The 22,939-nt window shown below is 64.1% G+C and carries 23 protein-coding genes and 1 pseudogene; 8 read left to right on the top strand and 16 right to left on the bottom strand.

What is annotated here, in order from left to right:
- Nucleotides 1-181: 181 nt before the first annotated feature.
- Nucleotides 182-721, top strand: coding sequence for a GNAT family N-acetyltransferase (locus AC04SI_RS09570; protein ID WP_404278027.1), 540 nt, complete (start codon nucleotides 182-184; stop codon nucleotides 719-721).
- A gap of 31 nt (nucleotides 722-752) precedes the next feature.
- Here the strand turns inward: AC04SI_RS09570 and AC04SI_RS09565 are convergent.
- Nucleotides 753-1,592 (bottom strand): annotated as a pseudogene (locus AC04SI_RS09565) (EAL domain-containing protein); the annotation flags it as partial.
- 94 nt (nucleotides 1,593-1,686) lie between these two features.
- On the bottom strand, nucleotides 1,687-2,439 hold the full coding sequence (locus AC04SI_RS09560) for an IclR family transcriptional regulator (protein ID WP_404278025.1): 753 nt from the start codon (nucleotides 2,437-2,439) through the stop codon (nucleotides 1,687-1,689).
- Between the two features lie 204 nt (nucleotides 2,440-2,643).
- Between AC04SI_RS09560 and AC04SI_RS09555 the strand changes: the two genes are divergently transcribed.
- From AC04SI_RS09555 to AC04SI_RS09535, 5 genes are all read left to right on the top strand, one after another.
- A complete protein-coding gene (locus AC04SI_RS09555; RefSeq protein WP_404278023.1) occupies nucleotides 2,644-3,621 on the top strand; it encodes a Bug family tripartite tricarboxylate transporter substrate binding protein in 978 nt (325 codons plus the stop codon).
- Between the two features lie 130 nt (nucleotides 3,622-3,751).
- Nucleotides 3,752-4,288 carry a tripartite tricarboxylate transporter TctB family protein gene (locus AC04SI_RS09550; RefSeq protein ID WP_404278021.1) on the top strand — a complete coding sequence of 179 codons (537 nt, stop codon included), beginning with the start codon at nucleotides 3,752-3,754 and terminating at the stop codon, nucleotides 4,286-4,288.
- Nucleotides 4,289-4,292: 4 nt separating this feature from the next.
- Complete coding sequence (locus tag AC04SI_RS09545; protein WP_192183370.1) at nucleotides 4,293-5,816, top strand: tripartite tricarboxylate transporter permease; 1,524 nt, start codon at nucleotides 4,293-4,295, stop codon at nucleotides 5,814-5,816.
- Between the two features lie 15 nt (nucleotides 5,817-5,831).
- Nucleotides 5,832-7,016 (top strand): CaiB/BaiF CoA transferase family protein, encoded by a 1,185-nt coding sequence (locus AC04SI_RS09540; protein WP_488474155.1) that lies wholly within the window; start codon nucleotides 5,832-5,834, stop codon nucleotides 7,014-7,016.
- On the top strand, nucleotides 7,013-7,864 hold the full coding sequence (locus tag AC04SI_RS09535) for a citryl-CoA lyase (RefSeq protein ID WP_404278016.1): 852 nt from the start codon (nucleotides 7,013-7,015) through the stop codon (nucleotides 7,862-7,864). Before AC04SI_RS09540 ends, AC04SI_RS09535 begins: the two co-directional genes overlap by 4 nt.
- A 9-nt stretch (nucleotides 7,865-7,873) precedes the next feature.
- On the opposite strand, the gene AC04SI_RS09530 is transcribed toward AC04SI_RS09535, so the two are convergent.
- The 9 genes from AC04SI_RS09530 to AC04SI_RS09490 all read right to left on the bottom strand — a co-directional run bounded on the left by AC04SI_RS09530 (nucleotide 7,874) and on the right by AC04SI_RS09490 (nucleotide 17,386).
- A complete protein-coding gene (locus AC04SI_RS09530; RefSeq protein WP_404278014.1) occupies nucleotides 7,874-8,350 on the bottom strand; it encodes an NUDIX hydrolase in 477 nt (158 codons plus the stop codon).
- Nucleotides 8,351-8,485: 135 nt separating this feature from the next.
- Nucleotides 8,486-8,785, bottom strand: a complete 300-nt coding sequence (locus AC04SI_RS09525) for a hypothetical protein (protein ID WP_404278012.1) — start codon at nucleotides 8,783-8,785, stop codon at nucleotides 8,486-8,488.
- Between the two features lie 281 nt (nucleotides 8,786-9,066).
- On the bottom strand, nucleotides 9,067-9,759 hold the full coding sequence (locus AC04SI_RS09520) for a response regulator transcription factor (protein WP_404278010.1): 693 nt from the start codon (nucleotides 9,757-9,759) through the stop codon (nucleotides 9,067-9,069).
- Nucleotides 9,756-12,491 carry a DUF4118 domain-containing protein gene (locus tag AC04SI_RS09515; RefSeq protein ID WP_404278008.1) on the bottom strand — a complete coding sequence of 912 codons (2,736 nt, stop codon included), beginning with the start codon at nucleotides 12,489-12,491 and terminating at the stop codon, nucleotides 9,756-9,758. Before AC04SI_RS09515 ends, AC04SI_RS09520 begins: the two co-directional genes overlap by 4 nt.
- A 155-nt stretch (nucleotides 12,492-12,646) precedes the next feature.
- Complete coding sequence (gene kdpC, locus AC04SI_RS09510) at nucleotides 12,647-13,216, bottom strand: potassium-transporting ATPase subunit KdpC (RefSeq protein ID WP_404278006.1); 570 nt, start codon at nucleotides 13,214-13,216, stop codon at nucleotides 12,647-12,649.
- A 12-nt stretch (nucleotides 13,217-13,228) separates the two neighbouring features.
- A complete protein-coding gene (gene kdpB / locus AC04SI_RS09505) occupies nucleotides 13,229-15,322 on the bottom strand; it encodes a potassium-transporting ATPase subunit KdpB (RefSeq protein ID WP_404278004.1) in 2,094 nt (697 codons plus the stop codon).
- Complete coding sequence (locus tag AC04SI_RS09500) at nucleotides 15,319-15,534, bottom strand: hypothetical protein (RefSeq protein WP_404278002.1); 216 nt, start codon at nucleotides 15,532-15,534, stop codon at nucleotides 15,319-15,321. Before AC04SI_RS09500 ends, kdpB begins: the two co-directional genes overlap by 4 nt.
- A gap of 24 nt (nucleotides 15,535-15,558) precedes the next feature.
- Nucleotides 15,559-17,262, bottom strand: a complete 1,704-nt coding sequence (gene kdpA / locus AC04SI_RS09495; protein WP_404277999.1) for a potassium-transporting ATPase subunit KdpA — start codon at nucleotides 17,260-17,262, stop codon at nucleotides 15,559-15,561.
- Between the two features lie 34 nt (nucleotides 17,263-17,296).
- Nucleotides 17,297-17,386 carry a K(+)-transporting ATPase subunit F gene (locus tag AC04SI_RS09490; protein ID WP_064992041.1) on the bottom strand — a complete coding sequence of 30 codons (90 nt, stop codon included), beginning with the start codon at nucleotides 17,384-17,386 and terminating at the stop codon, nucleotides 17,297-17,299.
- 486 nt (nucleotides 17,387-17,872) lie between these two features.
- Here AC04SI_RS09490 and AC04SI_RS09485 point away from each other — a divergent pair, with 486 nt between their 5' ends.
- Nucleotides 17,873-19,663 (top strand): NAD(P)-binding domain-containing protein, encoded by a 1,791-nt coding sequence (locus AC04SI_RS09485; RefSeq protein WP_488474154.1) that lies wholly within the window; start codon nucleotides 17,873-17,875, stop codon nucleotides 19,661-19,663.
- 9 nt (nucleotides 19,664-19,672) lie between these two features.
- Here AC04SI_RS09485 and AC04SI_RS09480 read toward each other — a convergent pair whose 3' ends face one another.
- Nucleotides 19,673-20,908, bottom strand: a complete 1,236-nt coding sequence (locus AC04SI_RS09480; RefSeq protein ID WP_404277995.1) for an amidohydrolase/deacetylase family metallohydrolase — start codon at nucleotides 20,906-20,908, stop codon at nucleotides 19,673-19,675.
- Nucleotides 20,909-20,939: 31 nt separating this feature from the next.
- Nucleotides 20,940-21,305 (bottom strand): RidA family protein, encoded by a 366-nt coding sequence (locus tag AC04SI_RS09475; RefSeq protein ID WP_404277993.1) that lies wholly within the window; start codon nucleotides 21,303-21,305, stop codon nucleotides 20,940-20,942.
- Between the two features lie 225 nt (nucleotides 21,306-21,530).
- On the opposite strand from AC04SI_RS09475, the gene AC04SI_RS09470 reads away from it, so the two are divergent.
- Nucleotides 21,531-22,016 carry a hypothetical protein gene (locus AC04SI_RS09470; RefSeq protein WP_404277991.1) on the top strand — a complete coding sequence of 162 codons (486 nt, stop codon included), beginning with the start codon at nucleotides 21,531-21,533 and terminating at the stop codon, nucleotides 22,014-22,016.
- 33 nt (nucleotides 22,017-22,049) lie between these two features.
- Here AC04SI_RS09470 and AC04SI_RS09465 read toward each other — a convergent pair whose 3' ends face one another.
- The 3 genes from AC04SI_RS09465 to AC04SI_RS09455 form a co-directional block, all read right to left on the bottom strand.
- Nucleotides 22,050-22,238 carry a DUF3606 domain-containing protein gene (locus AC04SI_RS09465; RefSeq protein ID WP_404277988.1) on the bottom strand — a complete coding sequence of 63 codons (189 nt, stop codon included), beginning with the start codon at nucleotides 22,236-22,238 and terminating at the stop codon, nucleotides 22,050-22,052.
- 16 nt (nucleotides 22,239-22,254) lie between these two features.
- A complete protein-coding gene (locus tag AC04SI_RS09460; RefSeq protein ID WP_488474153.1) occupies nucleotides 22,255-22,563 on the bottom strand; it encodes a DUF982 domain-containing protein in 309 nt (102 codons plus the stop codon).
- A 136-nt stretch (nucleotides 22,564-22,699) separates the two neighbouring features.
- Complete coding sequence (locus AC04SI_RS09455; protein WP_404277984.1) at nucleotides 22,700-22,930, bottom strand: hypothetical protein; 231 nt, start codon at nucleotides 22,928-22,930, stop codon at nucleotides 22,700-22,702.
- Nucleotides 22,931-22,939 lie beyond the last annotated feature (9 nt).

Here is a 22,939-nt window from a genome sequence, read left to right as displayed (position 1 = left end):
CGAAGAGTAGCATCGTCGATCAAAATTCCCAGATACGCCGGTGGTGGACATCTGGCCGTCGGCGCTATTGACGCCATCTGCTGACAGTCCGGTCGTCCTGGAAGATGATCCATGCTGTCGTGGCCCTTGCCCCACGCAAGCCATTTGCTAGGCGCAGGACAGCTCAACCGAGGCAAATCCCATGGTCAGTCCAAAGGCAGCCGGCGCACCGGTCATCGAAACGGCGCGCACCATTCTCAGGACGCACCGGCTGGATGATTTCGACACCTATGTCGCCATGTGGGCCGATCCCGGCGTCACCCGTTTCATCGGCGGCAAGCCGCGCACGCGCGAGGAAAGCTGGATGCGTTTCCTGCGCCATGCCGGCCTGTGGTCGCTTCTGGGCTACGGCTTCTGGGCAATCGAGGACAAGGCCACCGGCAGCTTCATCGGCGAGGCCGGCTTCCACGACCTCAAGCGCGATATCGAGCCGTCGATCGAGGGCGTGCCGGAGGCCGGCTGGGCGCTGGCACCTGAGGCGCACGGCCAGGGATTGGCCAGCGAAGTCGTGAGACGGGTTCTCGCCTGGGGCGACGAGATGTTCAAGGGTGCAAGAACCGTCTGCATCATCGATCCGGAAAACACCGCATCGCTGAATGTCGCGGCAAAGTGCGGCTACAAGGAATTGCTGCGGACCACCTATCACGATGCGGCGACGATCCTCCTGGAACGGCAGGCTTAGAGCAATTCCAGGAAAGTGCTCAGCGGCCCCGTTATCCGAGCTTGCGCAACTTGCGCGCAAGCTCGCTCCAAGGGTCGTCGATGCCCGGTCCTGCACCAGGTTTCAGCAGGGGCGTCGAAGCGTCGAAAGGTTGCGGTCCGGCGATCGCATAGCCTTGCGCATAGTCGACGCCGATTGTCTTCAAGGCCTCGACGATGCTTTCGCTTTCGACGAACTCAGCAATGGTGCGCTTGCCCATCACCTTGCCGATATGATGGATCATCTCGACCATGGCGCGGTCGATCCGATCGTCCAGCATGTCCTTGACGAAGCTGCCGTCGATTTTCAGATAGTCGACGGGCAGGTGCTTCAGATAAGCGAAGGACGACATGCCGGAGCCGAAGTCGTCGAGGGCGAAGCGGCAGCCCAGTTCGCGCAGGTCGGCTTTGAAACGCATGGCGTTGGTGAGGTCGGCAATCGCGCTGGTCTCCGTGATCTCCAGGCAGATCATGCCCGGCGGAATGCCATGGACGTCGAATTGTTCGCGCAGGAAGCCGAGGAAGGTGTCGTCGCCGAAACTTGCGCCGGATAGATTGACCGCGCAGGTGGCGATGGGAGCGGCCTGCGGGTTGGCAAGGCGGGCAGCCAAAACGCCGAAAGTGTTGCGCACGACCCAGCGGTCGATCGACGGCATCAGGCCATAACGCTCGGCTGCCGGAATGAAGCTGGCCGGCGAAACGATGAGGCCATCCTCGTCGGTCAACCGCAGCAGTATTTCGACATGGGCACCGGCCTCGGCCGCGGCGGCGTTGAGCGGCCAGATCTTCTGCGCATGAAGCTTGAAGCGGTCCTCTTCCAGCGCGGCGTGCAGGCGTTGCACCCAGGCCATTTCGTTGCATCCGATTGGTTTTGAATGCTCTTAACTGTCTGACGTCTGTAATGCAGGAGAGCAGGCACAGACCAGAAACCGTGGACACGCCGGCGCTTTACGCGTGGGGATCGGCTTTCGATAGGGCATGTTCGAGCATCGATGCGTCTTCCCCGAAAGCGCGCGTGGCGCGGGCTGCCGCCGCCAGCAGGGATGGCGTCATGCGCCGCAGAAAGGCCGCATCGACACGTGTGCTCGGGCCGGCCAGCGTCAGCACGCCAAGCAGAGTGCGCCCCGGGCCGAACACCGGTGCGGACACGCCCGCCGTCTCGGGGTCGCGGTCGCCCACCGACAGATAATGATAGGTCGCGCGGATGGTTTCGTAGGGCTCGCCCGGCTCGCCGGAGAACGCCGCCAGCACGCGGCCTCCCGAACCCAGTCGCAGCGGCAGCACGTCGCCTTCCCTGATGGTGTAGCGGATCGGATGCTTGGATTCGACACGGTAGAGACAGGTGCGGAAATCGCCCGAGCGGACGTAGAAGGCGACGCTCTCCCAGCTCTGCTCGGCCAGGTCGCGCATGATCGGCAGCAGGATGTCGACCGCCGCCACCGAACGCTGGTAGATCGCGCCAAGCCGGAAGGTTGCCGGGCCGACGCGGTAGCGGCCGTCATCCAGGCGTTCCAGCAATTGACCGCGCAGCAGCGAACCCGCCAGCCTCAGGATCGTGCTCTTGTAGAGACCGGTGCGTGCGGCGATTTCGGCAAGGCTGAGCGACTTGTCAACCGAGGCGAAGGCGTCGAGAATGGCGATGGCGCGATCGAGTGCGGCAACGCCGTCCGCTGATGCGGATCTGGGCCGTATGTCATTCATCTGTTTGACGATTTCGTTTCGGTTCCCGGTTCGGACGAAGACCCCAACCGGGCAAACTATGCCGGATGCCACGCATTCTGTCCAGTAGAATGCTGTTCCTGTTGACAGAACGCGGTAACATCTGCTTGAACTTGGAGGCGGGTCTGAATTCAGGCCACGTTTCTGGCAGGCACCGGAGGAGGTGTCGCGATTTGGAGGAATCCCATGCTGAACAGACGCAAATTCCTGACGAGCACCGCCGCGGCAGGCGCCGCCGGTTTCGCCGCACTGCACTTCACACCCGCTTTCGCACAGGACGCACCGCAGATCCAGATCTTCGTGCCGGCTGCGCCCGGTGGCGGCTGGGACCAGACGGCGCGCACTATCGACCAGGTGCTGCGTTCTGAAAAATTGATTTCCGGCTCGCAGATCACCAATGTCGGCGGCGCCGGCGGCACGGTCGGCCTGCCGCAGTTCGTCAACCAGTGGAACGGCAAGGGCAATTCGCTGATGGTGGCCGGCATGGTCATGGTCGGTGCCATCATCGCCAACAAGTCGGCCAACAACCTCACCGAGGTGACGCCGATCGCACGCCTCACCGGGGAATTCGAAGCGCTGGTGGTGCCGGCCGCCTCGCCGTTCAAGACGGCCGCCGATTTCGTCACCGCGCTGAAGGCGGACCCGACCAAGGTGCCGGTGGCCGGCGGCTCCGCCGGCGGCTCGGACCATATCCTGTTCGGCCTGATCGCCAAGACGGCCGGCGTGCCGGCGACCAACCTTTCCTACGTGCCGTTCGCCGGCGGTGGCGAGGCACTCTCGGCTTTGCTCGGCAACCAGGTCGCGGCCGGCATTTCCGGTTATGGCGAGTTCGCCGAACAGGTCAAGGCGGGCGCGCTGCGGCTGCTCGCGATCTCGGCCGACAAGCGCCAGGATGGCATCGACGCGCCGACGCTGAAGGAGGCCGGCATCGATGTCGAACTGTTCAACTGGCGCGGCGTCTTTGCACCGCCCGGTGTCTCCGACGCTGACAAGGCGGCGATGGTCAAGTTGGTCGAGACAATGGCCAAGAGCGAGGCCTGGGCAACGGAGTGCAAGAACCGCAACTGGACGCAGATCCTGCTCACCGGTGACGACTATGCCAAGTTCCTCATCGAGGACACTGCCCGTATCACTGCGATCCTCAAGGATCTCGGCCTCGCCTGATGCTTCCCAAGGGGGCGGCCCGCGCCGCCCCTTTCTGGAGGCTCCGCAACCGCATGGACATGCGATCCATCGCGGGTGAGACTGCGATCAGGGCCGGCCGTGGGAGGCTGGCCATCTTGGGAGGACATTCATGAGCACCAGCGACCAGCAGGCGCCGCCGCGGCACCTTGCAATGCCCGAATTGTTGATCGGCATCGGGCTTCTCGCCTGCGCCGCGGCCGTGGCCTGGCAGACGTTGGCGATCCCGGTATCGCCGCTTTACTCCAAGGTCGGCCCGACCGTCTTTCCCTATCTCACCATGACAGGCATGTTGGTGCTTTCCCTGCTCCTCATCGTCGCCGCGCTGAGGGGCGGCTGGCAGCCGGAGGAGGAAAAGGAAACGCCGACCGACTGGAAGGCGATGGGCTTCGTGGCTGCCGGACTGGTCGCCAACCTGCTGCTGATCCATCCGCTGGGCTTCACCGCCGCCTCGGTGATCATGTTCGTCCTCATCTGCTACGGGTTCGGCAGCAAGCATCCGTTGCGCGATGCACTGCTTGGACTGATCCTGGCGCTCGCGGCCTATTTCGGTTTCGCCAGAGCGCTCGGCGTCAACATTGGTGCCGGCTTCATCGAGAACCAGCTGAACACGGTCATCAACGCGATCATCGGCATGGCGAGGGGCTGAAGCGATGGAAACCCTCAATCAACTCGCCCATGGATTTTCGGTCGCCTTCACGCCGGTCAACCTCATGTGGTGCCTGCTCGGCACGACATTGGGAACGGCGATCGGCGTGCTGCCCGGCCTCGGGCCGGCGCTGACCATCGCCTTGCTTTTGCCGATCACCTACCAGGTGGCGCCGGAAGCCTCCTTCATCCTGTTCGCCGGTATCTATTACGGCGCCATGTATGGCGGCTCGACGACGTCGATCCTGCTCAACACGCCGGGCGAAAGCGCCACCATCGTCACGGCGCTGGAAGGCAACAGGATGGCACGCTCCGGCCGCGGCGGCGCGGCATTGGCGACGTCGGCGATCGGCTCCTTTGTCGCCGGCACCATCGGCACGCTCGGCGTCGCCTTCCTGGCGCCGATCGTGGTCAAGTTCGCGCTGGCATTCGGGCCGGCCGAGTATTTCTCGCTGATGGTGCTGGCCTTCATCACCGTGTCGGCGGTGCTCGGCTCGTCGTCGGTGCGGGGGCTCACCAGCCTGTTCGCCGGCTTCGTCATTGGCATGATCGGCGTCGACCTGCAGACCGGCCAGCCACGCTTCACTTTCGGCATGGGCGAACTGCTCGACGGTGTCGACGTCATCATCGTTGCGGTCGGCCTGTTCGCGGTCGGCGAGACGCTCTACATGGCGTCGCGCCGCTACGCCGGCAAGGACGAGATCGTGCCGCTGAAAGGCTCGCTCTACATGACCGCGGCCGAATGGGGTCGCTCGTGGAAGGCGTGGCTGCGCGGTGCGGCGATCGGCTTTCCGATCGGCGCCATGCCGGCCGGCGGCGCCGAAATCCCGACCTTCCTGTCCTACGCCATCGAGAAGAAGCTTTCGAAACACAAGGAGGAGTTCGGCACGGTCGGCGCCATCGAAGGCGTTGCCGGTCCGGAAGCGGCCAACAATGCCTCGGCCGCCGGCGTGCTGGTGCCGATGCTGACGCTCGGCCTGCCGACCTCGGCGACCGCGGCGATCATGCTGTCGGCCTTCCAGAGCTACGGCATCAATCCAGGGCCGCTGCTCTTGACGACGCAGGCCAATCTGGTTTGGGGCCTGATCGCCAGCCTGTTCATCGCCAACGTCATCCTGGTCATCCTCAACCTGCCGCTGATCGGGCTCTGGGTGCGGCTGTTGAAAATCCCGGCGCCGCAGCTCTATGCGGGCATCCTGGTCTTTGCCACCGTCGGCACCTACGGCATCTCGCAATCGCCGATCGATCTCGTCATCCTCTATCTGCTGGGTGCTGCCGGCTTCCTGATGCGGCGCTTCGATTTCCCGACCGCGCCTGTGATCATCGGCATGATCCTCGGGCCACTCGCCGAGACGCAGTTCCGTCGGGCGATGACCATCTCAAATGGCGACTGGTCGGTGTTCTACACGCACAAGCTGTCGCTGACGCTGCTGACGCTGGCCTTCATCGGCCTGGCGGGGCCGCATATCTGGGCCTTCATCGAGCATCGCCGGCGGCGCGGGCCAGAGAATGTGCCCGGCGATGCCTGACCTGTCTGGAGCATCATGACCGATCTGCTTTCCGGCATCCGCGTCCTCGATCTGACCAATGTGCTGGCCGGCCCGTACTGCGCCTACCAGCTAGCACTGCTCGGCGCCGATGTAATCAAGGTCGAGGCGCCGCAAGGCGGCGACCTGGCGCGTCAGCTCGGTGCCTCGCCGAAACTTAACCAGGCCGGCATGGGCGCCTCGTTCCTGGCGCAGAACGCCGGCAAACGATCGGTGGTGCTCGATCTGAAGAAGGAAGTCGATCGCGAGCGCTTCCTCGATCTGGTCGCCTCCGCCGACGCACTGGTCGAGAATTTCCGGCCGGGGGTCATGGACCGACTTGGCCTCGGCTATGAGAGGCTGAAAGAGGTCCGCCCCGGCCTAGTCTATTGCGCCATATCGGGGTTCGGCCAGACCGGGCCGATGCGCGACAATCCAGCCTATGACCAGATCATCCAGGGCCTTTCCGGCGTCATGAGCATCACCGGCACGCCGGAGACGGCGCCATTGCGCGTCGGCTACCCGGTCGCCGACACGCTGGGCGGGCTGGTCGGGGCGTTTGCGATCGCCGCGGCACTGGTGAAGCAGAGAGTGTCCGGCGAGGGCGCCTTCCTGGACGTGTCGATGCTGGAATGCACGCTCTCGGCATTGGGCTGGCCGGTGTCCAACTATCTGACGGCCGGCGTCGAGCCGCAACCGATGGGCAATGAGAACATGACGGCGGCTCCTTCCGGCGCGTTCCGCACCGGCGACGGCCTGCTCAACATCGCCGCCAACAAGCAGGAGCAGTTCGTTACGCTGTGCCAGTTGATCGGTCGGCCGGAACTGGTGTCGGATCCGCGCTTTGCCGAGCGCGAGACGCGCAAGAGGAACCGCGTTGCGCTGAAAGGGCTGATCGAGGAAGCCCTGGCGGGCGCCTCGGCCGCCGTCTGGGAAGAGAAGCTCAGCCGCGCCGGCGTGCCGGCGGGGCGGGTGCTGACGATCCCGCAAGTGCTCGACGAAAAGCAAGTCATCGAACGCGACATGACCACGCGCTTCGATGGCCTGCCCGGCCTGGACAGGCCGCTGACCGTCGTGCGCGGCGGTTTCATGGTCGACGGCGCGGCCCCCTTGCCGACCAGGGCGCCACCGGTGCTGGGCGAGCACATGGACGAGATTTTCGCCGACCTGCCGCCGCGAGCCAAGACAAGGGCGCGGGCATGAGCGGTCCGGAGAAGAAGACCGGCCGCGAGCGCGGCGAGGAGTGGTGGCAGACCGATATCATCGAGATGCGGCCAGGCGTGATCCGGCTGCGCGGCTATGAAATCCAGGAGCTGATCGGCCGCGTCAGTTTTCCGGCGATGATCTGGCTGATGCTGCGCGGCGAACTGCCAGGCGAGGAGCAGGCGGCGCTGCTTGGCATCGCGCTGGGCGCGGCCGTCGATCACGGTCCGCAGGCGCCATCGATCGCCATTGCCCGCATGGCAGCGACCTGCGGCGTCGGCATCAACAGCGCCATGGCCTCGGCCATCAATGTGCTCGGCGACGTGCATGGCGGCGCCGGCGAACAGGCGCTTTCCTTCTATGGCGATGTTGCCGCGGCTATGGATCAAGGCACGGCGCTTGCCGATGCCGTGACGGCGCGGCTCGATCGGTTCCTCGCCGAGGAAAAGGGCTATGTGCCGGGTTTCGGCCATCGCTTCCATCCCATCGATCCACGCGCCCCGCGCCTGATCGAAGTGACCCGCGATTTTGCCGCGCGCAGCGTCATCGGCGGGCGCTTCGCCGACATCGCCGAAGCGATTGAGGTCGAGCTTGCGCAGCGCAAGGGCAAAACTATCCCGCTCAACATCGATGGCGCTACCGCCGTGATCTATGGCGAGCTCGGCTTTCCGCCGGCGCTGACGCGCGGCCTGTTCGTGCTGTCGCGCTCGGTGGGCATATTGGCGCATGCGTGGGAGCAATCGCAGCAGAGCGACCGCAACAAGGGGCCACTGCCACGGGAATGGCTGTGGGCCTATACAGGCACGCCTGTGCGGCCATTTCCCGGGCGCGACGAGGAAAGCCACTGAGGCGACGCGTCAGAGCCCGCCGGCGGGCTCAGCCTGGGGGAGCTTCAAATCCCTGAGCAGCGTGGAAAGATCCGGCTCGTCGATGAGCAGCGCCGCGTCTTCCGGCGCCAGCCATGCCCGCTGTCGGCTTTCGGCCTCCTGCCAGTTCGCCAGTTCCTCGGTCACTTCCAGCAGGTAGACAATGACGTCGACACGGATGAAGCCGCTAGCCAGCCTTTTCCAGTAGGAATAGCTGCCGGCCGGGTCTTTCAATGTCTTGCCGAGAACGCCGGCTTCCTCCCGCGCCTCGATCATGGCTGCCTTGCGCCCGCTCTTGCCCTTCATCGGCCAGCCCTTGGGCACGATGAACCGCCTGGTCGTGCGCGACGTGACCAGCATGACCTCGATATCGCCATCCGCGCCCAGCCGAAAGGGAATGGCCGCGACCTGGCGGATCCGGTCACCCTTTTTTGCCCTGCGTACCGCTTTCTTCTTGGTCGGCGCCATTTGCCCAAAACCCAGTCGAGACAGCATCTCCGTTGCGCGAGAGAGCTGCCGTCGTGCAAACCCCAAACCCGCCCTCGATGCAATGTGACATTTCCGGCAGATAAGTCGGCTAAATAAATCGAAAATGCCGGCTTGTCAGCGGCAGCCCGTTAGAACTGCGTTGCCCAGCACCGTGCAAGGCGGCTTGACCACCGGCACCTGCGGTCGAGGCTGCGGCACGATTTGACGATCCTCGGCGCGATATTGCTGCTGCTGTTGCTGGAATTGCCGCCGCTGCATCCTGTTTTGCAAGGCCTGCAAGTCGTTCTGCTGGATCAGAATATTACGATTTGTTGGAGTAACGGCTTGCGCCAAGGCATACGGGGCTGCAACCGGCAGCATGACTGTTGCCAGCATGGCCGACATGAAGACCGTCGATAGACGAAGCTGCGGCATCGATCCGCTCCCGCGTGAAGAACCTGCCATTTATATAGGGCATTTGACCGGCGGTGCCATGGGCGATGGGGCCTGGTGCCGGTGGCGTTCAACGCCGACATCATGCCACTGCTGCAGACGGCACCACCTTGAAGATCAATGCGGTCGCGGTGGATTCGGGACAACCGATCAGCTTCGCCATCTCGCTCAACGGCTTCGGCGGCGCGCTGGCCAGAACTGCCGAACTCTCGGCCGACTGAGCGCCGCCCGCGCGAACGCTCAGAAGGCGTGTTTGAGCGCGCTCAGTCGACCTCGCGCAGGCGATATCCGACGCCGGTCTCGGTGGTGATGTAGCGCGGCTGGTCGGGCGTCCTCTCGATCTTCTGCCTGAGCTGGCGGACGTAGACCCTGAGATATTGCACATCGGTGGAATCGCCCCAGACCTGCTTCAGCAGGAAATGGTGGGTCAGCACCTTGCCGGCGTGCTGCACCAGGATGCGCAATATGTCGTATTCCTTCGGCGAGAGTTTTACCTCCTTGCCTTCGACCTTGACGATGCGCTTGACCAGGTCGACCATGAGGTCGCCGGTGTGGAACACCGGCTTCTCGCCCTGCTGCTGGAACTTGTGGCGCAGCGCCACGCGGATGCGCGCGACGAGCTCGTTCATGCCGAACGGCTTGGTGACATAATCATCGGCGCCGAGCTCGAGCGCCTGGACGATGCCGGTCTCGTCGGTACGGCTGGACAGGATGACCACGGGAATATCGAGGCCGTCGTCGCGCCACTTGCCGAGCAGCTCGTGGCCGGTCATGCCGGGCAGGCCGAGATCGAGCAGGATCAGGTCAGGGCGCTCCGTTTCCATGAGCTCAATCGCCGCCTTTGCGTTTGGCGCCTCCGAGACCGCATAGCCCTGGCTGCCGAGGCCGACGCGAAGCAGTTTGCGGATCGGCGGTTCGTCATCGACGACCAATATGGTGACGTTCTGATGCGTCATGCCAAATCACCAACAGTCTGGTCGTCCGATTTGGGCTCGGTCACCTCAGGCAGCTCCGTCGGCACCGGCATGCGGATGGTGAAGATCGCGCCCGGGCGGTCTGTCCGGTTTGCCGCCGAGATGGTGCCTCCCATCGCTTCGATGAAACCACGGCAGATCGACAGGCCAAGGCCGGTGCCGGCGCGCACCTGGTCGCGCTTGCGCACCCGGTAGAAGCTGTCGAAAATCCGCTCCAGATCGGCGGGTGGAATGCCCAGACCCTCGTCCATGATCTGCAGGATGACAAAACCATTGTCGACCCAGGCCTGCAGCCGGATCGTCGATCCGGGCGGCGCATATTTCGCGGCGTTGTCGAGGAGATTGAACAGCGCCTGCTCGAACAGGACGGGGTCGAGCCGCAGCATCGGCAGATCGGAGGGGATGTCTATCTCGGTCTTGTGCTCCCCGATGATCTTGTGCGCCCGGCTCAAAGCCGAACCGACGATGTCGCCGACAAAGTGGAAGGCGTAGTTCGGCTCCATGGCGCCGGATTCGATCTTGGTCATGTCGAGCAAATTGGCAATGAAGCGGTTCAGCCGCTCGGATTCATCGAGCACGGTCGACAACAGCTCGGCCCGGTCCTTCTCGGGCAGCGCCGGCGCGAATTCGCGGAGCGTGCCGGCGGCGCCCATGATGGCGGCGAGCGGCGTCTTTAGGTCATGCGAGATCGAGGTCAGCAGCGCCGAGCGCAAACGGTCGGCCTCGGCCGCGAGCTTGGCGCGGTCGACGTCGGCGACAAGTTGGATGCGCTCGATGGCGACGGCTGCCTGGTCGGCGAGCGCGTCGAGCAGACGCTGCTGCTCCGGTGTCAGCAGCGGCCCCTGCTTGTCATTGTCGAGGCCGACGACGCCGACGGCCGTGCGTCCCGTGCGCAGGGGAAGGTAGAGGCGTTTTGCGCCGGGCAGCGTGTCGGCGCCGCGTCCCGCGGCGCGGTCGTGCTCCCAGGCCCAGCGGGCGGCCGCGATGTCCGCCTCGGCCAGCGTGTCGTCGGGCGGATAGCCGGCCTTGACGGTGATCGTGCCGTTCTCGGGCAGGAGCAGCACGACCCGCAGCTTCAGCATCGAGGCGATCTGGAAGGCGGTGGCCCACAGCACGTCGTCCAGCGTGCCGGCGCCGGCGAGCTTCTTTGAAAAGAGATAAATATCTTCCGTGGCCCGTGCGCGGGAGCGGGCGGCGATCGCCTGGCGCTGAACGCGCGCCGTCAGGTTGCTGGCGATGACGGCGACAACGAGGAAGACGGCAAGCGCGACAATGCTTTCCGGGTCCCGGATCGTCAGCGTGTAGCGCGGCTCCAGGAAAAAGAAGTTGAAGGCAAGGGCGCTGACGAAACAGGCGTACAGCGCCGGCCAGAGCCCGCCGGTCACCGCCGACGTCAACACCCCGATGAGGAAGATGATCGCGAGATTGCGGACGTCGAGAAACTGGTCGAGAAGCACGGCAAAGGCGAGCGAGCCGGTGACGAAGGCCGTGGCCTTGAGATAGGGCCAGATATCGAACTGCCACTGCTCGTCCGCCGCCTTGACGCTCCTGGCGTTGGCCTCGATGCCCCGCTCGGTCCCCGAAATGACATGGACGCTGATGTCGCCGGCATTGCGGATGAGATCGTAGGTGAGGGAACCTTCGATCAGTTCGCGCCAGCGCGATCGGGTCGGCCTACCGATGACGATATGGGTGAAATTGTTCGCAGTCGCGTGGCGGACGATGTCCTGCGCGACGTACTGACCAGGAATCGTCGTCACCTCGGCGCCGAGTTGCTCGGCAAGGCGCAGCAATGTCGCCAGCCGATCCTTGTCCTCCTCGGACACGACAGCCGAACGAGGTGTATCGACGTGAAGCGCCGTCCAGGGCGCGCGGAGCCGATCGGCCAATCTGCGCGCATAGCGGACGCGAGCCGCCCCGCCCGGACGTGCGTCGACGCAGACGAGGACCCTTTCGCCTGCCGCCCACGGCCCTGGAATGGCGTTCGCCTGCATGTGGTTGAGCAACTGCTCGTCGACGCGCTGGGCCGTGCGCCGCAGCGCCAGTTCCCGAAGTGCCGTCAGATTGCCCGGCGAGAAATAGTTCTCGATGGCGCGCTGGGCGGTGTTGGGAAAATAGACCTTGCCTTCCCTCAGCCGCTGGATCAGGTCGTCGGGGGTGAGATCGATGATCTCTATGTCGTCGGCCTGGTCGATGATGGAGTCGGGAACCGTCTCGCGCACCCTGACATGGGTGATCTGCGCCACGACATCGTTCAGACTCTCGACATGCTGGATGTTGAGCGTCGTGTAGACGTCGATGCCGTTCGCCAGGATTTCCTGGACATCGAGATAGCGCTTGGGATGGCGACTGCCCGGCGCGTTGGTGTGGGCGAGTTCGTCGACGAGAACCAGCTTGGGGCGGCGGGCGAGGATGGCATCGATGTCCATCTCGTCCAGCACGCGCCCCTTGTAGTCGACCTTTTGGCGCGGGATGACCTCGTAGCCTGCCACCAGCGCCAGGGTTTCCTTGCGGCCGTGCGTCTCGACGACGCCAATCACCACGTCCGTGCCGTCGGCCAGCCTGGCGCGGCCCGCCATCAGCATCTCGTAGGTCTTGCCGACACCGGGTGCGGCGCCGAGGAATATCCTCAGGCGGCCGCGCTCCTCCCGCTCCGCATGCTCCAGCAGGGCGTCCGGAGAGGGTCTGTTGTCGTTGCTTCTGTCCTCTGGCATTTGATCCTAGCGGGCCAACGTTTCACGGAAACGCAGAACCGCTCTATCTCTTTGTTTTCACGCAATTCCGGACGGAAAACCGCTGCGCACTTTTTCCTGGAATTGCTCTAGATATGGACGGCGCCGGGGACGCTGTCGACCCCGGCCGATGCCATTCACTGCTTCGTGGTCTCGTCCAGCGCAAGGTTGAGGGCCAGCACGTTGACCACGGGCTCGCCCATGAAGCCAAGCTCGCGGGCCTCGACATGGCTGTCGACAAGCGCCTTGATCTTGGCTTCATCGACGCCCCTGGCCTTGGCCACCCTGGCAATTTGGAAATAGGCCGCTTCCGGGCTGATATGCGGGTCGAGGCCGCTGCTGGAGGTCGTCACCAGATCTATCGGAACCGGCTGGTTCGGGTTCTCCGCCTTCAGCTTCTCGGCGTCGCCCTTGATGCGGTCGATCAGCTTCTGGTTGGTGGGGCCGAGATTCGAACCGCTGGAGGAGGTCGCGTTGTAGCCGTCGCCGGCAGCCGACGGGCGGCCGTGGAAATAATGGTCGCTGGCGAAGGCCTGGCCGATCAGTTCGGAACCGACGACCTTGCCGTCCTTCTCGATCATGCTGCCATTGGCCTGGCGCGGAAACAGCGCCTGGGCGACGCCGGTCATGCCGATCGGATAGATGAGGCCGGTCAGCACGGTGAAGAAGACGATCATGATGATCGCAGGTCTGATTTGGGTGAGCATGGACGTGGTTCCTTAGGCGAGGCCGATGGCGGTGATGATCATGTCGATCGCCTTGATGCCGACGAACGGAACGATGATGCCGCCGAGGCCGTAGACGAGCAGGTTGCGGCTGAGCAGCGCGCCGGCACCGATGGCGCGGTATTTGACGCCCCTCAGCGACAGCGGGATCAGCGCGATGATGATCAGCGCGTTGAAGATGATGGCCGACAGGATGGCGCTTTGCGGCGTCGCCAGATGCATGATGTTGAGCGCTTGCAGCGGCCCGGTGGTCTGGCCCGGCGCGATGTAGAAGACGGCGAACATCGCCGGGATGATGGCGAAGTATTTGGCGACGTCGTTGGCGATCGAGAAGGTCGTCAGCGAACCGCGCGTCATCAGCAGCGCCTTGCCGATCTCGACGATCTCGATCAGCTTGGTCGGGTCGCTGTCGAGGTCGACCATGTTGCCGGCTTCGCGCGCGGCGACCGTGCCGGTGTTCATGGCGACGCCGACATCGGCCTGGGCAAGGGCGGGCGCATCGTTGGTGCCGTCGCCGCACATGGCGACCAGCTTGCCCTTGGCCTGTTCGTCGCGGATCAGCTTCAGCTTGTCCTCGGGTGTCGCCTGGGCGAGGAAGTCGTCGACGCCGGCTTCCGCCGCGATCGCCGCCGCCGTCATCGGGTTGTCGCCGGTGATCATCACCGTGCGAATGCCCATCTTGCGCAGTTCGGCAAAGCGCTCGCGGATACCGCCCTTGACGATGTCCTTAAGGTGGACGATGCCGAGCAGGCGCCCGTCGCGCTCGACCGCCAATGGCGTGCCGCCCGACTTCGCGACCTCATCGGCGATCGCCTGCAGGTCGCGGACGGCGTCGCTGCCGGGCCGCGTGCCGCTGCTGGCGAGCGTCGACTGATTGACATGGGCGAGTACCGAATCGACCGCGCCCTTGCGGATCGACGAGCCGTCGATATCGACGCCGCTCATGCGAGTCTGCGCGGTGAAGGGCACGAAGGTGGCGTGCAGGGTCGCCATGTCGCGTGCGCGGATGGCGTATTTCTCCTTGGCCAGCACGACGATCGAACGGCCTTCCGGCGTTTCGTCGGCAAGCGAGGCGAGCTGTGCCGCATCGGCCAGCTCCTGCTCGGTGACACCCTTGACCGGGCGGAACTCGGTGGCCTGGCGGTTGCCGAGCGTGATGGTGCCGGTCTTGTCGAGCAGCAGCGTGTCGACGTCGCCCGCCGCCTCGACAGCGCGGCCCGACATGGCCAGCACGTTGAAGCGCACCAGGCGGTCCATGCCGGCGATGCCGATGGCCGACAGCAGCGCGCCGATGGTGGTCGGGATCAGGGTTACGAACAGCGCGACGAGAACGGTCACCGAGATATATCCGCCCGAATAGGAGGCGAAGCTCGGGATCGTTGCGGTGGCCAGCACGAAAATCAGCGTCATGCCGACGAGCAGGATGTTGAGCGCGATCTCGTTGGGTGTCTTCTGGCGCGCGGCACCCTCGACCAGCGAGATCATGCGGTCCAGGAAGGTGTGGCCTGAAGCGGCGGTGATGCGCACGCGGATCCAGTCGGACAGCACCTGCGTGCCGCCGGTCACCGCCGAACGGTCGCCGCCGGATTCGCGGATGACCGGCGCGGATTCACCGGTGATCGCAGCCTCGTTGACGGAGGCGACGCCCTCGATCACCTCGCCGTCGGACGGGATGATGTCGCCGGCTTCAACGAGCACGATGTCGCCGACCTTCAGGCTGGTGCCGGGCACCAGCTTGAACTTGGCGCGGCCCTCGCCGTTCAAGAGCTTGGCCTGGGTCTCGGTGCGCGCCTTGCGCAGCGAGTTGGCCTGCGCCTTGCCGCGCCCCTCGGCGACGGCTTCGGCGAAGTTGGCGAACAGCACGGTGAACCACAGCCAGATGATGATCTGCAGGGTGAAGCCGAAGTCGCCGCCACCGGTCGCCAGGTCCCTGAGGAAGAGGACCGAGGTGAGCAGCGACACGATGGCGACGACGAACATCACCGGGTTCTTGATCAGGGTACGCGGGTCCAGTTTTTTGAAGGCGCCGCCTATTGCGGGCCACAGGATGCGGGCATCCATGATTACAGCGGATTTGGACTGGCTCATTTGGTGGCTCCAGTATCGATGGTGTTGGACGGCGCCGATCGATCGGATGCCGAAAAAAGATGCGGTGGCCCGTAGGCCAGCAGCCAGATGACGATCATGACCGCCGCGATGCCGATGAAGGTGGACAAGGTCGGGAAGGGAGGGGGGGTTGCCTCCCCCTCATTGTCGGCTCGGGACCGGGCCTTGCGACGCCCGATGTTGAACCAGGACATGATTTTTATCCAAGGTGGGCCGTATCAGAAAGTCTGCCCGTGGATCATCGCCAAATGCTCGACGATCGGTCCGATCGCCAGCGCCGGGAAGAAGGTGAGGCCGGCGACGATCAGGATGACGCCGACCAGCAGGCCGACGAACAGCGGACCGTCGGTCGGGAAGGTGCCGGCGGAGGCCGGGACCGACTTCTTCGCCACCAGCGAGCCGGCGATGGCGAGGGCCGGGACAATGACCAGGAAGCGGCCCATCAGCATGCCGATGCCGAGCGTGATGTTGTACCAGGGTGTATTGCCGCTGAGGCCGCCAAAGGCCGAGCCATTGTTGGCCGCGGCCGAAGTGTAGGCATAGAGCACCTCGGAGAAGCCATGCGGGCCGCCATTGGCCATGGAAGCGACACCGGTGGGCAGCACCACCGCGATGGCCGTGAAGATCAGCATCGCCAGCGGCAGGCATAGGATGGCCAGCATTGCCATCTTGACCTCCTTGGCCTCGATCTTCTTGCCGAGATATTCGGGCGTGCGCCCGACCATCAGTCCGGCAACGAATACGGTGATGACGATGAACATCAAGATGCCGTAGAAGCCGGCGCCGACGCCGCCGACGATGACCTCGCCAAGCTGCATGTTGAGGATCGGGATCAGGCCGCCGATGGCAGTGAAGCTGTCATGCATGGCGTTCACCGCGCCGCAGGATGCGGCCGTGGTGATGACCGCAAACAGCGCCGATAGCGCGATGCCGAAGCGGGTCTCCTTGCCTTCCATGTTGCCGCCGTCGATGCCCAGCGCATGGACGAGCGGATTGCCTGATGCCTCGGCCCAGTAGCAGACGGCGACACCGGCGATGAAGAGAGTGCCCATGGCGGCCAGGATCGCCCAGCCCTGACGCTGGTTGCCGACCATACGCCCAAAAACGTTGGTGAGTGCCGCACCTAGGGCAAAGATCGTCACCATCTGGATCAGGTTGGAGATCGCGTCGGGGTTTTCGAACGGATGCGCGGCGTTGGCGTTGAAAAAGCCGCCGCCATTGGTGCCGAGCATCTTGATGGCGATCTGCGAGGCGACCGGGCCGAGCGCGATCGTCTGCTTCGCGCCCTCGAGCGTTGTGGCGTCAACATAGGGGCCGAGCGTCTGCGGTATGCCGAGCCAGACATAGACGAGGGTCAGCACGATAGAGAGCGGCAAAAGGATGTAGAGGGTGCAGCGGGTCATATCGACCCAGAAATTGCCGATCGATTTGACCGAGGCGCGGGCAAAGCCGCGGATCAGCGCCACCGCAATGGCGATGCCGACGGCGGCCGACATGAAGTTCTGCACGGTCAGCCCGGCCATCTGCACGAGATAGGACATCGTGCTTTCGCCGCCGTAATTCTGCCAGTTGGTGTTGGTCGGGAAGCTGACGGCGGTGTTGAAGGCAAGGTTGGGTTCGACGGCGGTCATGCCGGCCGGATTATAGGGCAGGATCCCTTGCAGGCGCTGCATGACATACAGCACCAGGAAACTGACCAGGCTGAAGAACATGATGCCGGCCGCGTAAGTGGTCCAGTGCTGCTCTTCGCGCTCGCTGGTTCCCGAGATGCGATAGAGGCCGCGTTCAACCGGGCCGAGTATGGGCGAGAGAAATGTGCGATCGCCGTTGAAGACGCGGTACATGTAGCCGCCGAGCGGCTTCACCAGCAAAACGACGATCACGCAGTAGAGAAGGATCTGTATCCATCCGATGAGGGTCATGAGAGTGGCTTTCCGTGCCTGGCGCCAGTTGCTGTCAGAAGCGTTCTGGGCGAACGAGGGCGTATGTCAGGTAGACGAGGAGGAACAAGGTCACACCGCCACCGAGGATGTAGTCGAGAAGCATTTTTCGATCCTTCTGCTCAGAGATTGTCGCAGGCTTTGATGTAGGCGAAGGAAAGGGCGAAGAACAAAACCCCTATGCCGATGACAACAACGTCCATTGTGATGTTCCTTGCTTTCGTTTTGTGCTTGGCGATCGCGCCTGGCAGGTCATAAATTCCATGAAAACGCCCGCCGTACCTTGAACGGTCACGGCGTCCGGGGCGTTTTGCTCGTGATGGAATATGGACCCGATCGCCATAAAGGTTCGAGACGGGGCAGGGCGGAAAGAAATAGGAATCCTATAAACGTTTTGGTGCCCTGATTTCAGGGCTGGTGTCGAAAAGCGCCACGCGCCGCTTCGCGGCCCGCATGGGATTGTCGTCCTGTCGGTCGGCCATGAATGTGATCAGAGCTGCAGCGTGACAGGTCGGCTCCAATTATCCTACCTTGCGACGACGCGGCGACCGAGCATCCTGTCGGCGCATCGGGAACTGACGAAGGAAGACAGATGCTCGACATCGCACCATCGCAGCAGGCAGCCACCTGGCTCGGCTCCTTCGGCCGGGCACTCGAAGCGGGCGATGTCGACGCCGTGACCAACCTCTTCGTCGAGGATTGCTACTGGCGCGATCTTTTGACCTTCACCTGGAACATCAAGACCATGGAAGGCCGGGCGGCGATCCGCGAGATGCTGGAGGCGACGCTGGCGACCGCGAAGCCGTCTCACTGGCACCTGTCCGGTGAGACGAGCGCGGACGAGGGCATTGTCGAGGCCTGGTTCAGCTTCGAAACGGACGTGGCGCGAGGCGAGGGCATTGTGCGGCTGCAGGACGGCCGCTGCCGGACGCTGTTCACCGCGATGAGCGAGTTGAAGGGCTTCGAGGAGCAGAAGGGTCCGGCGCGGCCGCTCGGCATCCGCCACAAGGCCGATCCCGGTCGCGAGACCTGGGCGGAGGCGAGGGCGCGCGAGGCGCGCGACCTCGGCGTGCGCGAGCAGCCCTATTGCCTGGTCATCGGCGGCGGCCAGGGCGGCATCATGCTGGGCGCGCGGCTGAGGCAACTCGGCGTGCCCTCCCTCATCATCGAGAGGAACGCGCGCCCCGGCGATTCCTGGCGCAACCGCTACCGCTCGCTCGTGCTGCACGACCCGGTCTGGTACGACCATCTCCCCTACATTCCTTTCCCGGAGAACTGGCCGGTGTTCACGCCCAAGGACAAGATGGGCGACTGGCTGGAGATGTATACGCGGGTCATGGAGCTCAATTACTGGGTCGCCACCAAATGCGTCAGCGCCAGCTATGACGAAGCCGAGAAGGTCTGGACGGTCGTGGTCGATCGGGTCGGCCAGCACATCACGCTGAAGCCGAAGCATATCGTCTTCGCCACCGGCGCCTACGGTCCGCCCCGGCAGATCGCGCTGCCGGGCGCCGAGACCTTCCGAGGCGAACTGCTGCATTCCAGCCAATATTCCAGCGGCGAGAAATTCCGTGGCAGACGTGTTGCGGTCATAGGTGCGGCAAGTTCGGGGCATGATGTCAGCGTCGACCTCTGGGAGAGCGGCGCCGAGGTGACCATGGTCCAGCGCTCGCCGACGACTGTGGTCAAATCCGATACGCTGATGGAGGTCGGCTTCGAGATCTTTTCCGAGAAGGCGCTGGCGCGCGGCATCTCTACCGACAAGGCCGATATGATCGTCGCCTCGACGCCGTTCGCGCTGGTGCCCAAGGGGCAGCGGGCGCTCTACGATGTCATCAGGACGCGTGATGCTGCGTTCTACGACCGCTTGCGGGCCACGGGCTTCGCTATCGATTTCGGCGAGGACGAGACCGGGCTGTTGATGAAGGCCTATCGCACCGGCTCGGGCTTCTACATCGATGTCGGCGCCTGCGAGCTGATCATCAATGGCGAGATCGGCGTGCGCAGCGGTGTCGGGATCAAGTCGCTGACGCCGAGCGGCATTCTCTTCGAAGACGGCAGCGAGCTTGCCGCCGACGCAATCATCTCGTGCACCGGCTACCAGTCGATGAACGAGACAGTTGCCGCGATCGTCTCGCGCGAGGTTGCCGATAAGGTCGGTCCATGCTGGGGGCTGGGTTCCGGCGTGAAAGGCGATCCAGGACCGTGGCAGGGCGAATTGCGCAACATGTGGAAGCCGACGGCGCAGGACGCGCTGTGGTTCCATGGCGGCAATCTGGCGCTGTCGCGGTTCTATTCGAAATATGTGGCGCTGCAGATCAAGGCGCGGATGGAAGGGATTGCAACGCCGGTTTATGGGGCGCCGAGTAACTTCGGCACCTGACTCCGAGCGCTACTCGTGGCTGTGGCCGAAATGCCTGGCCGTAACCTCGACATGGGTGTGGTGGCTATGCGCCTCGAAACGCTCGGTCTCACTGACATCGCCGGCCGCCTCGTTCGGCCACCATTTGCCGCCGATGACGATGCCATCCGAGACCAGCCGCTGCTCGGCGACCAGCGAGGCGCCGACGGCGTCGACGAAGGTGAAGCGGCCTGGTACCTGCCTGAGCACAGCGACGTCGCCTATGCCGCCGACTTTGAGCGTGCCGAGATCGGGCCTCGCGATCGCTTCGGCCGGCCGCTGTGTGGCGGCGCGCAGCACCTCGACCAGCGGCATGCCGAGCGCCAGCAATTTCGACATGCAGACCAGGATGTCGAAGGCGGGACCGTCGACACAGTAGAGATGCACGTCGCTGCTGATCACATCGGGCGCCAGCCCCTCCCTGAGCATGGCTCTCGCCACCTCAAAGTCGAAGGAGCCCATGCCGTGGCCGATGTCGAAGATGACGCCGCGCTCGCGCGCCAGCCGCATGTCGGGGCGCACCGCGCCCGAGGCAAAGACCGGCGCGTTGGGGAACGGCCGGAAGCAGTGGGTGAGGATGTCGCCCTTGCGCAGCCGGGGCAGCACTTCGGAGCGGCCAGGTGGGGGCTCGTCGATATGCGCCATCAGCGGCATGCCTGATTTGTCGGCGGCCTCGAGCGCGAGATCGACTGGCGCGATGCCGCTGGTGCCGCCGGCATGGCGGCCGGAGCGGACCTTGACGCCGACGACCACGTCTGCGTGCTCGCGCACTGCCGCCACGACCTCGCGCGGCTCGCAGAGCCCCAGATCGCTGCATTCGCCGACGGAAACCGTCTGCGAAAAGCCGAATATGCCGGCGAAGGAGATGTTGACGTAGGCGAGGATGCGGACTTTCGAGCGCTCGATGACGTGGCGGCGAAAGCCCAAAAAATTGCCGGCGCCGGCGCTGCCGGCGTCGACGAAGGTGGTGGTGCCGCTCTTGGCGGCGAGGCGGTCGGCGTCGACGCCGAGCGAGGTGCCGCCCCAATAGACATGGCTATGCAGGTCGATGAGGCCGGGGGTGACGATACAATCCCTGGCATCGATGATTCGAGTGGCATGTTCGGCATCGATGGCTGCATCGATCGCCGCGATCCTGCCGTCGGCGATGGCGAGATCGCGCGACGCGTCGAGGCCTGAGGCCGGATCGATGAGGCGGCCGCCTTTTACCAGGAGATCGAATTGCATCGGCCAGCCTCCGTTGCGTTGCACTGTCCGGTCAGAGCGGCCGGTAGGCGACGGCTTCGACCTCGATCTTGATGTCGATCATCAGCCGCGATTCGACCGTGGTGCGGGCCGGCGGATCCTTCGGAAAATGCCGGGCATAGACGGTGTTGAAGGCGCTGAAATCGCGCGCATCCTCGAGCCAGACCGTGGTCTTGACGACGTCGTCCATGGTGCAGCCGGCCAGCGCCAGTGCCGACCTGATGTTCGAAAGCACCTGCTCGGTCTGTTCGGTGATGCCGCCCGTGACCACCACGCCATCGCTGCCGACCGGCACCTGGCCTGAGACATAGACAAAGTCACCGGCCCGCACGGCGGGCGAGAGCGGCACATGGGATGTTCCAAAACACTGCTTGGGCAAGAAAAAACTCCTGTTCAGACCTAGCAGGACCGTTCGTGGTCGCGCCGTTGCCGACCCTCTACGCCTATCGGCGCGATCCTCATAGAGGCCCAGTTGGAAAGCAACATTTTCGAAAACCGATGTTGCTTTTCTGCAGGCGGCCCAGCACCGCCACTGCCGAATGCGATCACCCTTGGCGAAGCGGGGTCGGTGCCTGCCGGCGCGTTTCCAGCCAGGAGAAAGAAAATGACTCTCGACAAGAACCCGTTTCCGGCCGGCGACGCCGATCGCAACGCGCTGTGGGAGATGCTGGTGCGGCGCGACATCGACGCGTTTCTCGGACAGGACTGGTCGATGGTCGAGGACGACTTTGTTGCCGAAAGCTTCTTCGGCATGCACGCGCATTTTCTTAGCGATGCCGACGCCTGGCGCCTGCAGTTCCCGACGCTTGCTGCCTATCGCGACGAATGGCTGCGCCAAGCCAGGGAGACCGCTGCGACGGCATTTGCCGAGCCGCTGCGCGAGGCGCTGTTTCGGGTCACCAACATGCGCGACATCGATGTCGACGGCGACCGTGCGGTGCTGCACAAGAAGTTCAACGGTTCCGTCGCCAAGGCCGACGGCAGCGTCGACCGGTTGAAATGGCAGACCCTCTATTTCTGCACGAAAGTCAGCGGCCGCTGGAAGATAGCGGGATTTGTCGGCTATATGCCGCATCCGTTAGGCAGCTAGCAGCGTCGCCGCCGATCGGGCCCTAGGACGTTTCTACGATCCCTTGATGCTCTCGGCTATTTCGTGCAGCACCTTGCGATCGGTGCCATGCCGTTTGATGAGTGTCCGGGCCTGCTCCGGCGTGATGCCCGCCTCCTCGGCGAAATGCCGGACCTCGTAGTCCTCGTCGCGGGCCACTTGCGAGCGGTCGCGGTTGTCGGTCTTGGTCTTGTCATCGGCCATGACTGCGTCCCTCGTTTCAACCAAGAGCATAACGAGCAAGATTTCCAGGAGTTCCCAGGCGCAATCCGAGCCAGGCTAGTGTCGGCCTTCGCCGACGAAGACATGCGCCTCCCTGGCGGACCCGCCGCGCGGTGCCAACCGCCCGCCGCTGCTCCATCGCATCCATCATCGCTTTCAAGGCCGAGCGGTATTTCGGGCCGCGCTTTGCCTGCGGCCATTTGTCGACCAGCAGCGAGGCGGCCTGGACCGTGCCGGTTACGGTCAGGAACCGACCTGTTCGTTCAGTTTCGATGGTCACGGGAACGTCGAATTGTTCATCACGCATTGACGCCACTCCTCGATTCCAACGAATCGAACGGCGCAACAGGCTATTCGTTCCCATGCAGTCGAAACTGCGGCTCCCCCCATATGCTTTGACGCATTCCGGACGGAAAACCGCTTCGCACTTTTCCCGGAATTGCTCAGTGGGTCCGGTGATCGAACACCACCCCCATGGTCTTACCAATTGCCGCCATCACGATGAGTTCGACGAGATCGTCGTCGCTGTCCTCGCAGGCCGGGCTGATCCGGCGGATCGCCTCGATCGCCGCCCTGGTCGAAATGGTGTCGCCGGCGCGGAATCTTGAAAGCGCAGAAGAAACAAGTTCTTGCGCCGTCATGTCGATGACAGGCACGTTCAGCACGACGTTCATTGGCCACCT

This window comes from Mesorhizobium sp. CNPSo 4689, assembly GCF_057784325.1.
The sequence above is the reverse complement of the archived record's forward strand: the minus strand, read 5'-3'. Positions and strand labels throughout refer to the sequence as shown.

What these genes read in the sequence shown, in the direction of transcription:
- AC04SI_RS09520 (WP_404278010.1), bottom strand. Translation starts at nt 9,759, where the DNA reads ATGACGCATCAGAACGTCACCATATTGGTCGTCGATGACGAACCGCCG.
- AC04SI_RS09500 (WP_404278002.1), bottom strand. Translation starts at nt 15,534, where the DNA reads ATGTCCTGGTTCAACATCGGGCGTCGCAAGGCCCGGTCCCGAGCCGAC.
- AC04SI_RS09470 (WP_404277991.1), top strand. Translation starts at nt 21,531, where the DNA reads ATGACTCTCGACAAGAACCCGTTTCCGGCCGGCGACGCCGATCGCAAC.
- AC04SI_RS09545 (WP_192183370.1), top strand. Translation starts at nt 4,293, where the DNA reads ATGGAAACCCTCAATCAACTCGCCCATGGATTTTCGGTCGCCTTCACG.
- AC04SI_RS09550 (WP_404278021.1), top strand. Translation starts at nt 3,752, where the DNA reads ATGAGCACCAGCGACCAGCAGGCGCCGCCGCGGCACCTTGCAATGCCC.
- AC04SI_RS09555 (WP_404278023.1), top strand. Translation starts at nt 2,644, where the DNA reads ATGCTGAACAGACGCAAATTCCTGACGAGCACCGCCGCGGCAGGCGCC.
- AC04SI_RS09485 (WP_488474154.1), top strand. Translation starts at nt 17,873, where the DNA reads ATGCTCGACATCGCACCATCGCAGCAGGCAGCCACCTGGCTCGGCTCC.
- kdpB (WP_404278004.1), bottom strand. Translation starts at nt 15,322, where the DNA reads ATGAGCCAGTCCAAATCCGCTGTAATCATGGATGCCCGCATCCTGTGG.
- AC04SI_RS09480 (WP_404277995.1), bottom strand. Translation starts at nt 20,908, where the DNA reads ATGCAATTCGATCTCCTGGTAAAAGGCGGCCGCCTCATCGATCCGGCC.
- AC04SI_RS09535 (WP_404278016.1), top strand. Translation starts at nt 7,013, where the DNA reads ATGAGCGGTCCGGAGAAGAAGACCGGCCGCGAGCGCGGCGAGGAGTGG.
- AC04SI_RS09515 (WP_404278008.1), bottom strand. Translation starts at nt 12,491, where the DNA reads ATGCCAGAGGACAGAAGCAACGACAACAGACCCTCTCCGGACGCCCTG.
- AC04SI_RS09455 (WP_404277984.1), bottom strand. Translation starts at nt 22,930, where the DNA reads ATGAACGTCGTGCTGAACGTGCCTGTCATCGACATGACGGCGCAAGAA.
- AC04SI_RS09525 (WP_404278012.1), bottom strand. Translation starts at nt 8,785, where the DNA reads ATGCCGCAGCTTCGTCTATCGACGGTCTTCATGTCGGCCATGCTGGCA.
- AC04SI_RS09465 (WP_404277988.1), bottom strand. Translation starts at nt 22,238, where the DNA reads ATGGCCGATGACAAGACCAAGACCGACAACCGCGACCGCTCGCAAGTG.
- kdpA (WP_404277999.1), bottom strand. Translation starts at nt 17,262, where the DNA reads ATGACCCTCATCGGATGGATACAGATCCTTCTCTACTGCGTGATCGTC.
- AC04SI_RS09530 (WP_404278014.1), bottom strand. Translation starts at nt 8,350, where the DNA reads ATGGCGCCGACCAAGAAGAAAGCGGTACGCAGGGCAAAAAAGGGTGAC.
- AC04SI_RS09540 (WP_488474155.1), top strand. Translation starts at nt 5,832, where the DNA reads ATGACCGATCTGCTTTCCGGCATCCGCGTCCTCGATCTGACCAATGTG.
- kdpC (WP_404278006.1), bottom strand. Translation starts at nt 13,216, where the DNA reads ATGCTCACCCAAATCAGACCTGCGATCATCATGATCGTCTTCTTCACC.
- AC04SI_RS09570 (WP_404278027.1), top strand. Translation starts at nt 182, where the DNA reads ATGGTCAGTCCAAAGGCAGCCGGCGCACCGGTCATCGAAACGGCGCGC.
- AC04SI_RS09460 (WP_488474153.1), bottom strand. Translation starts at nt 22,563, where the DNA reads ATGCGTGATGAACAATTCGACGTTCCCGTGACCATCGAAACTGAACGA.
- AC04SI_RS09560 (WP_404278025.1), bottom strand. Translation starts at nt 2,439, where the DNA reads ATGAATGACATACGGCCCAGATCCGCATCAGCGGACGGCGTTGCCGCA.
- AC04SI_RS09490 (WP_064992041.1), bottom strand. Translation starts at nt 17,386, where the DNA reads ATGCTTCTCGACTACATCCTCGGTGGCGGTGTGACCTTGTTCCTCCTC.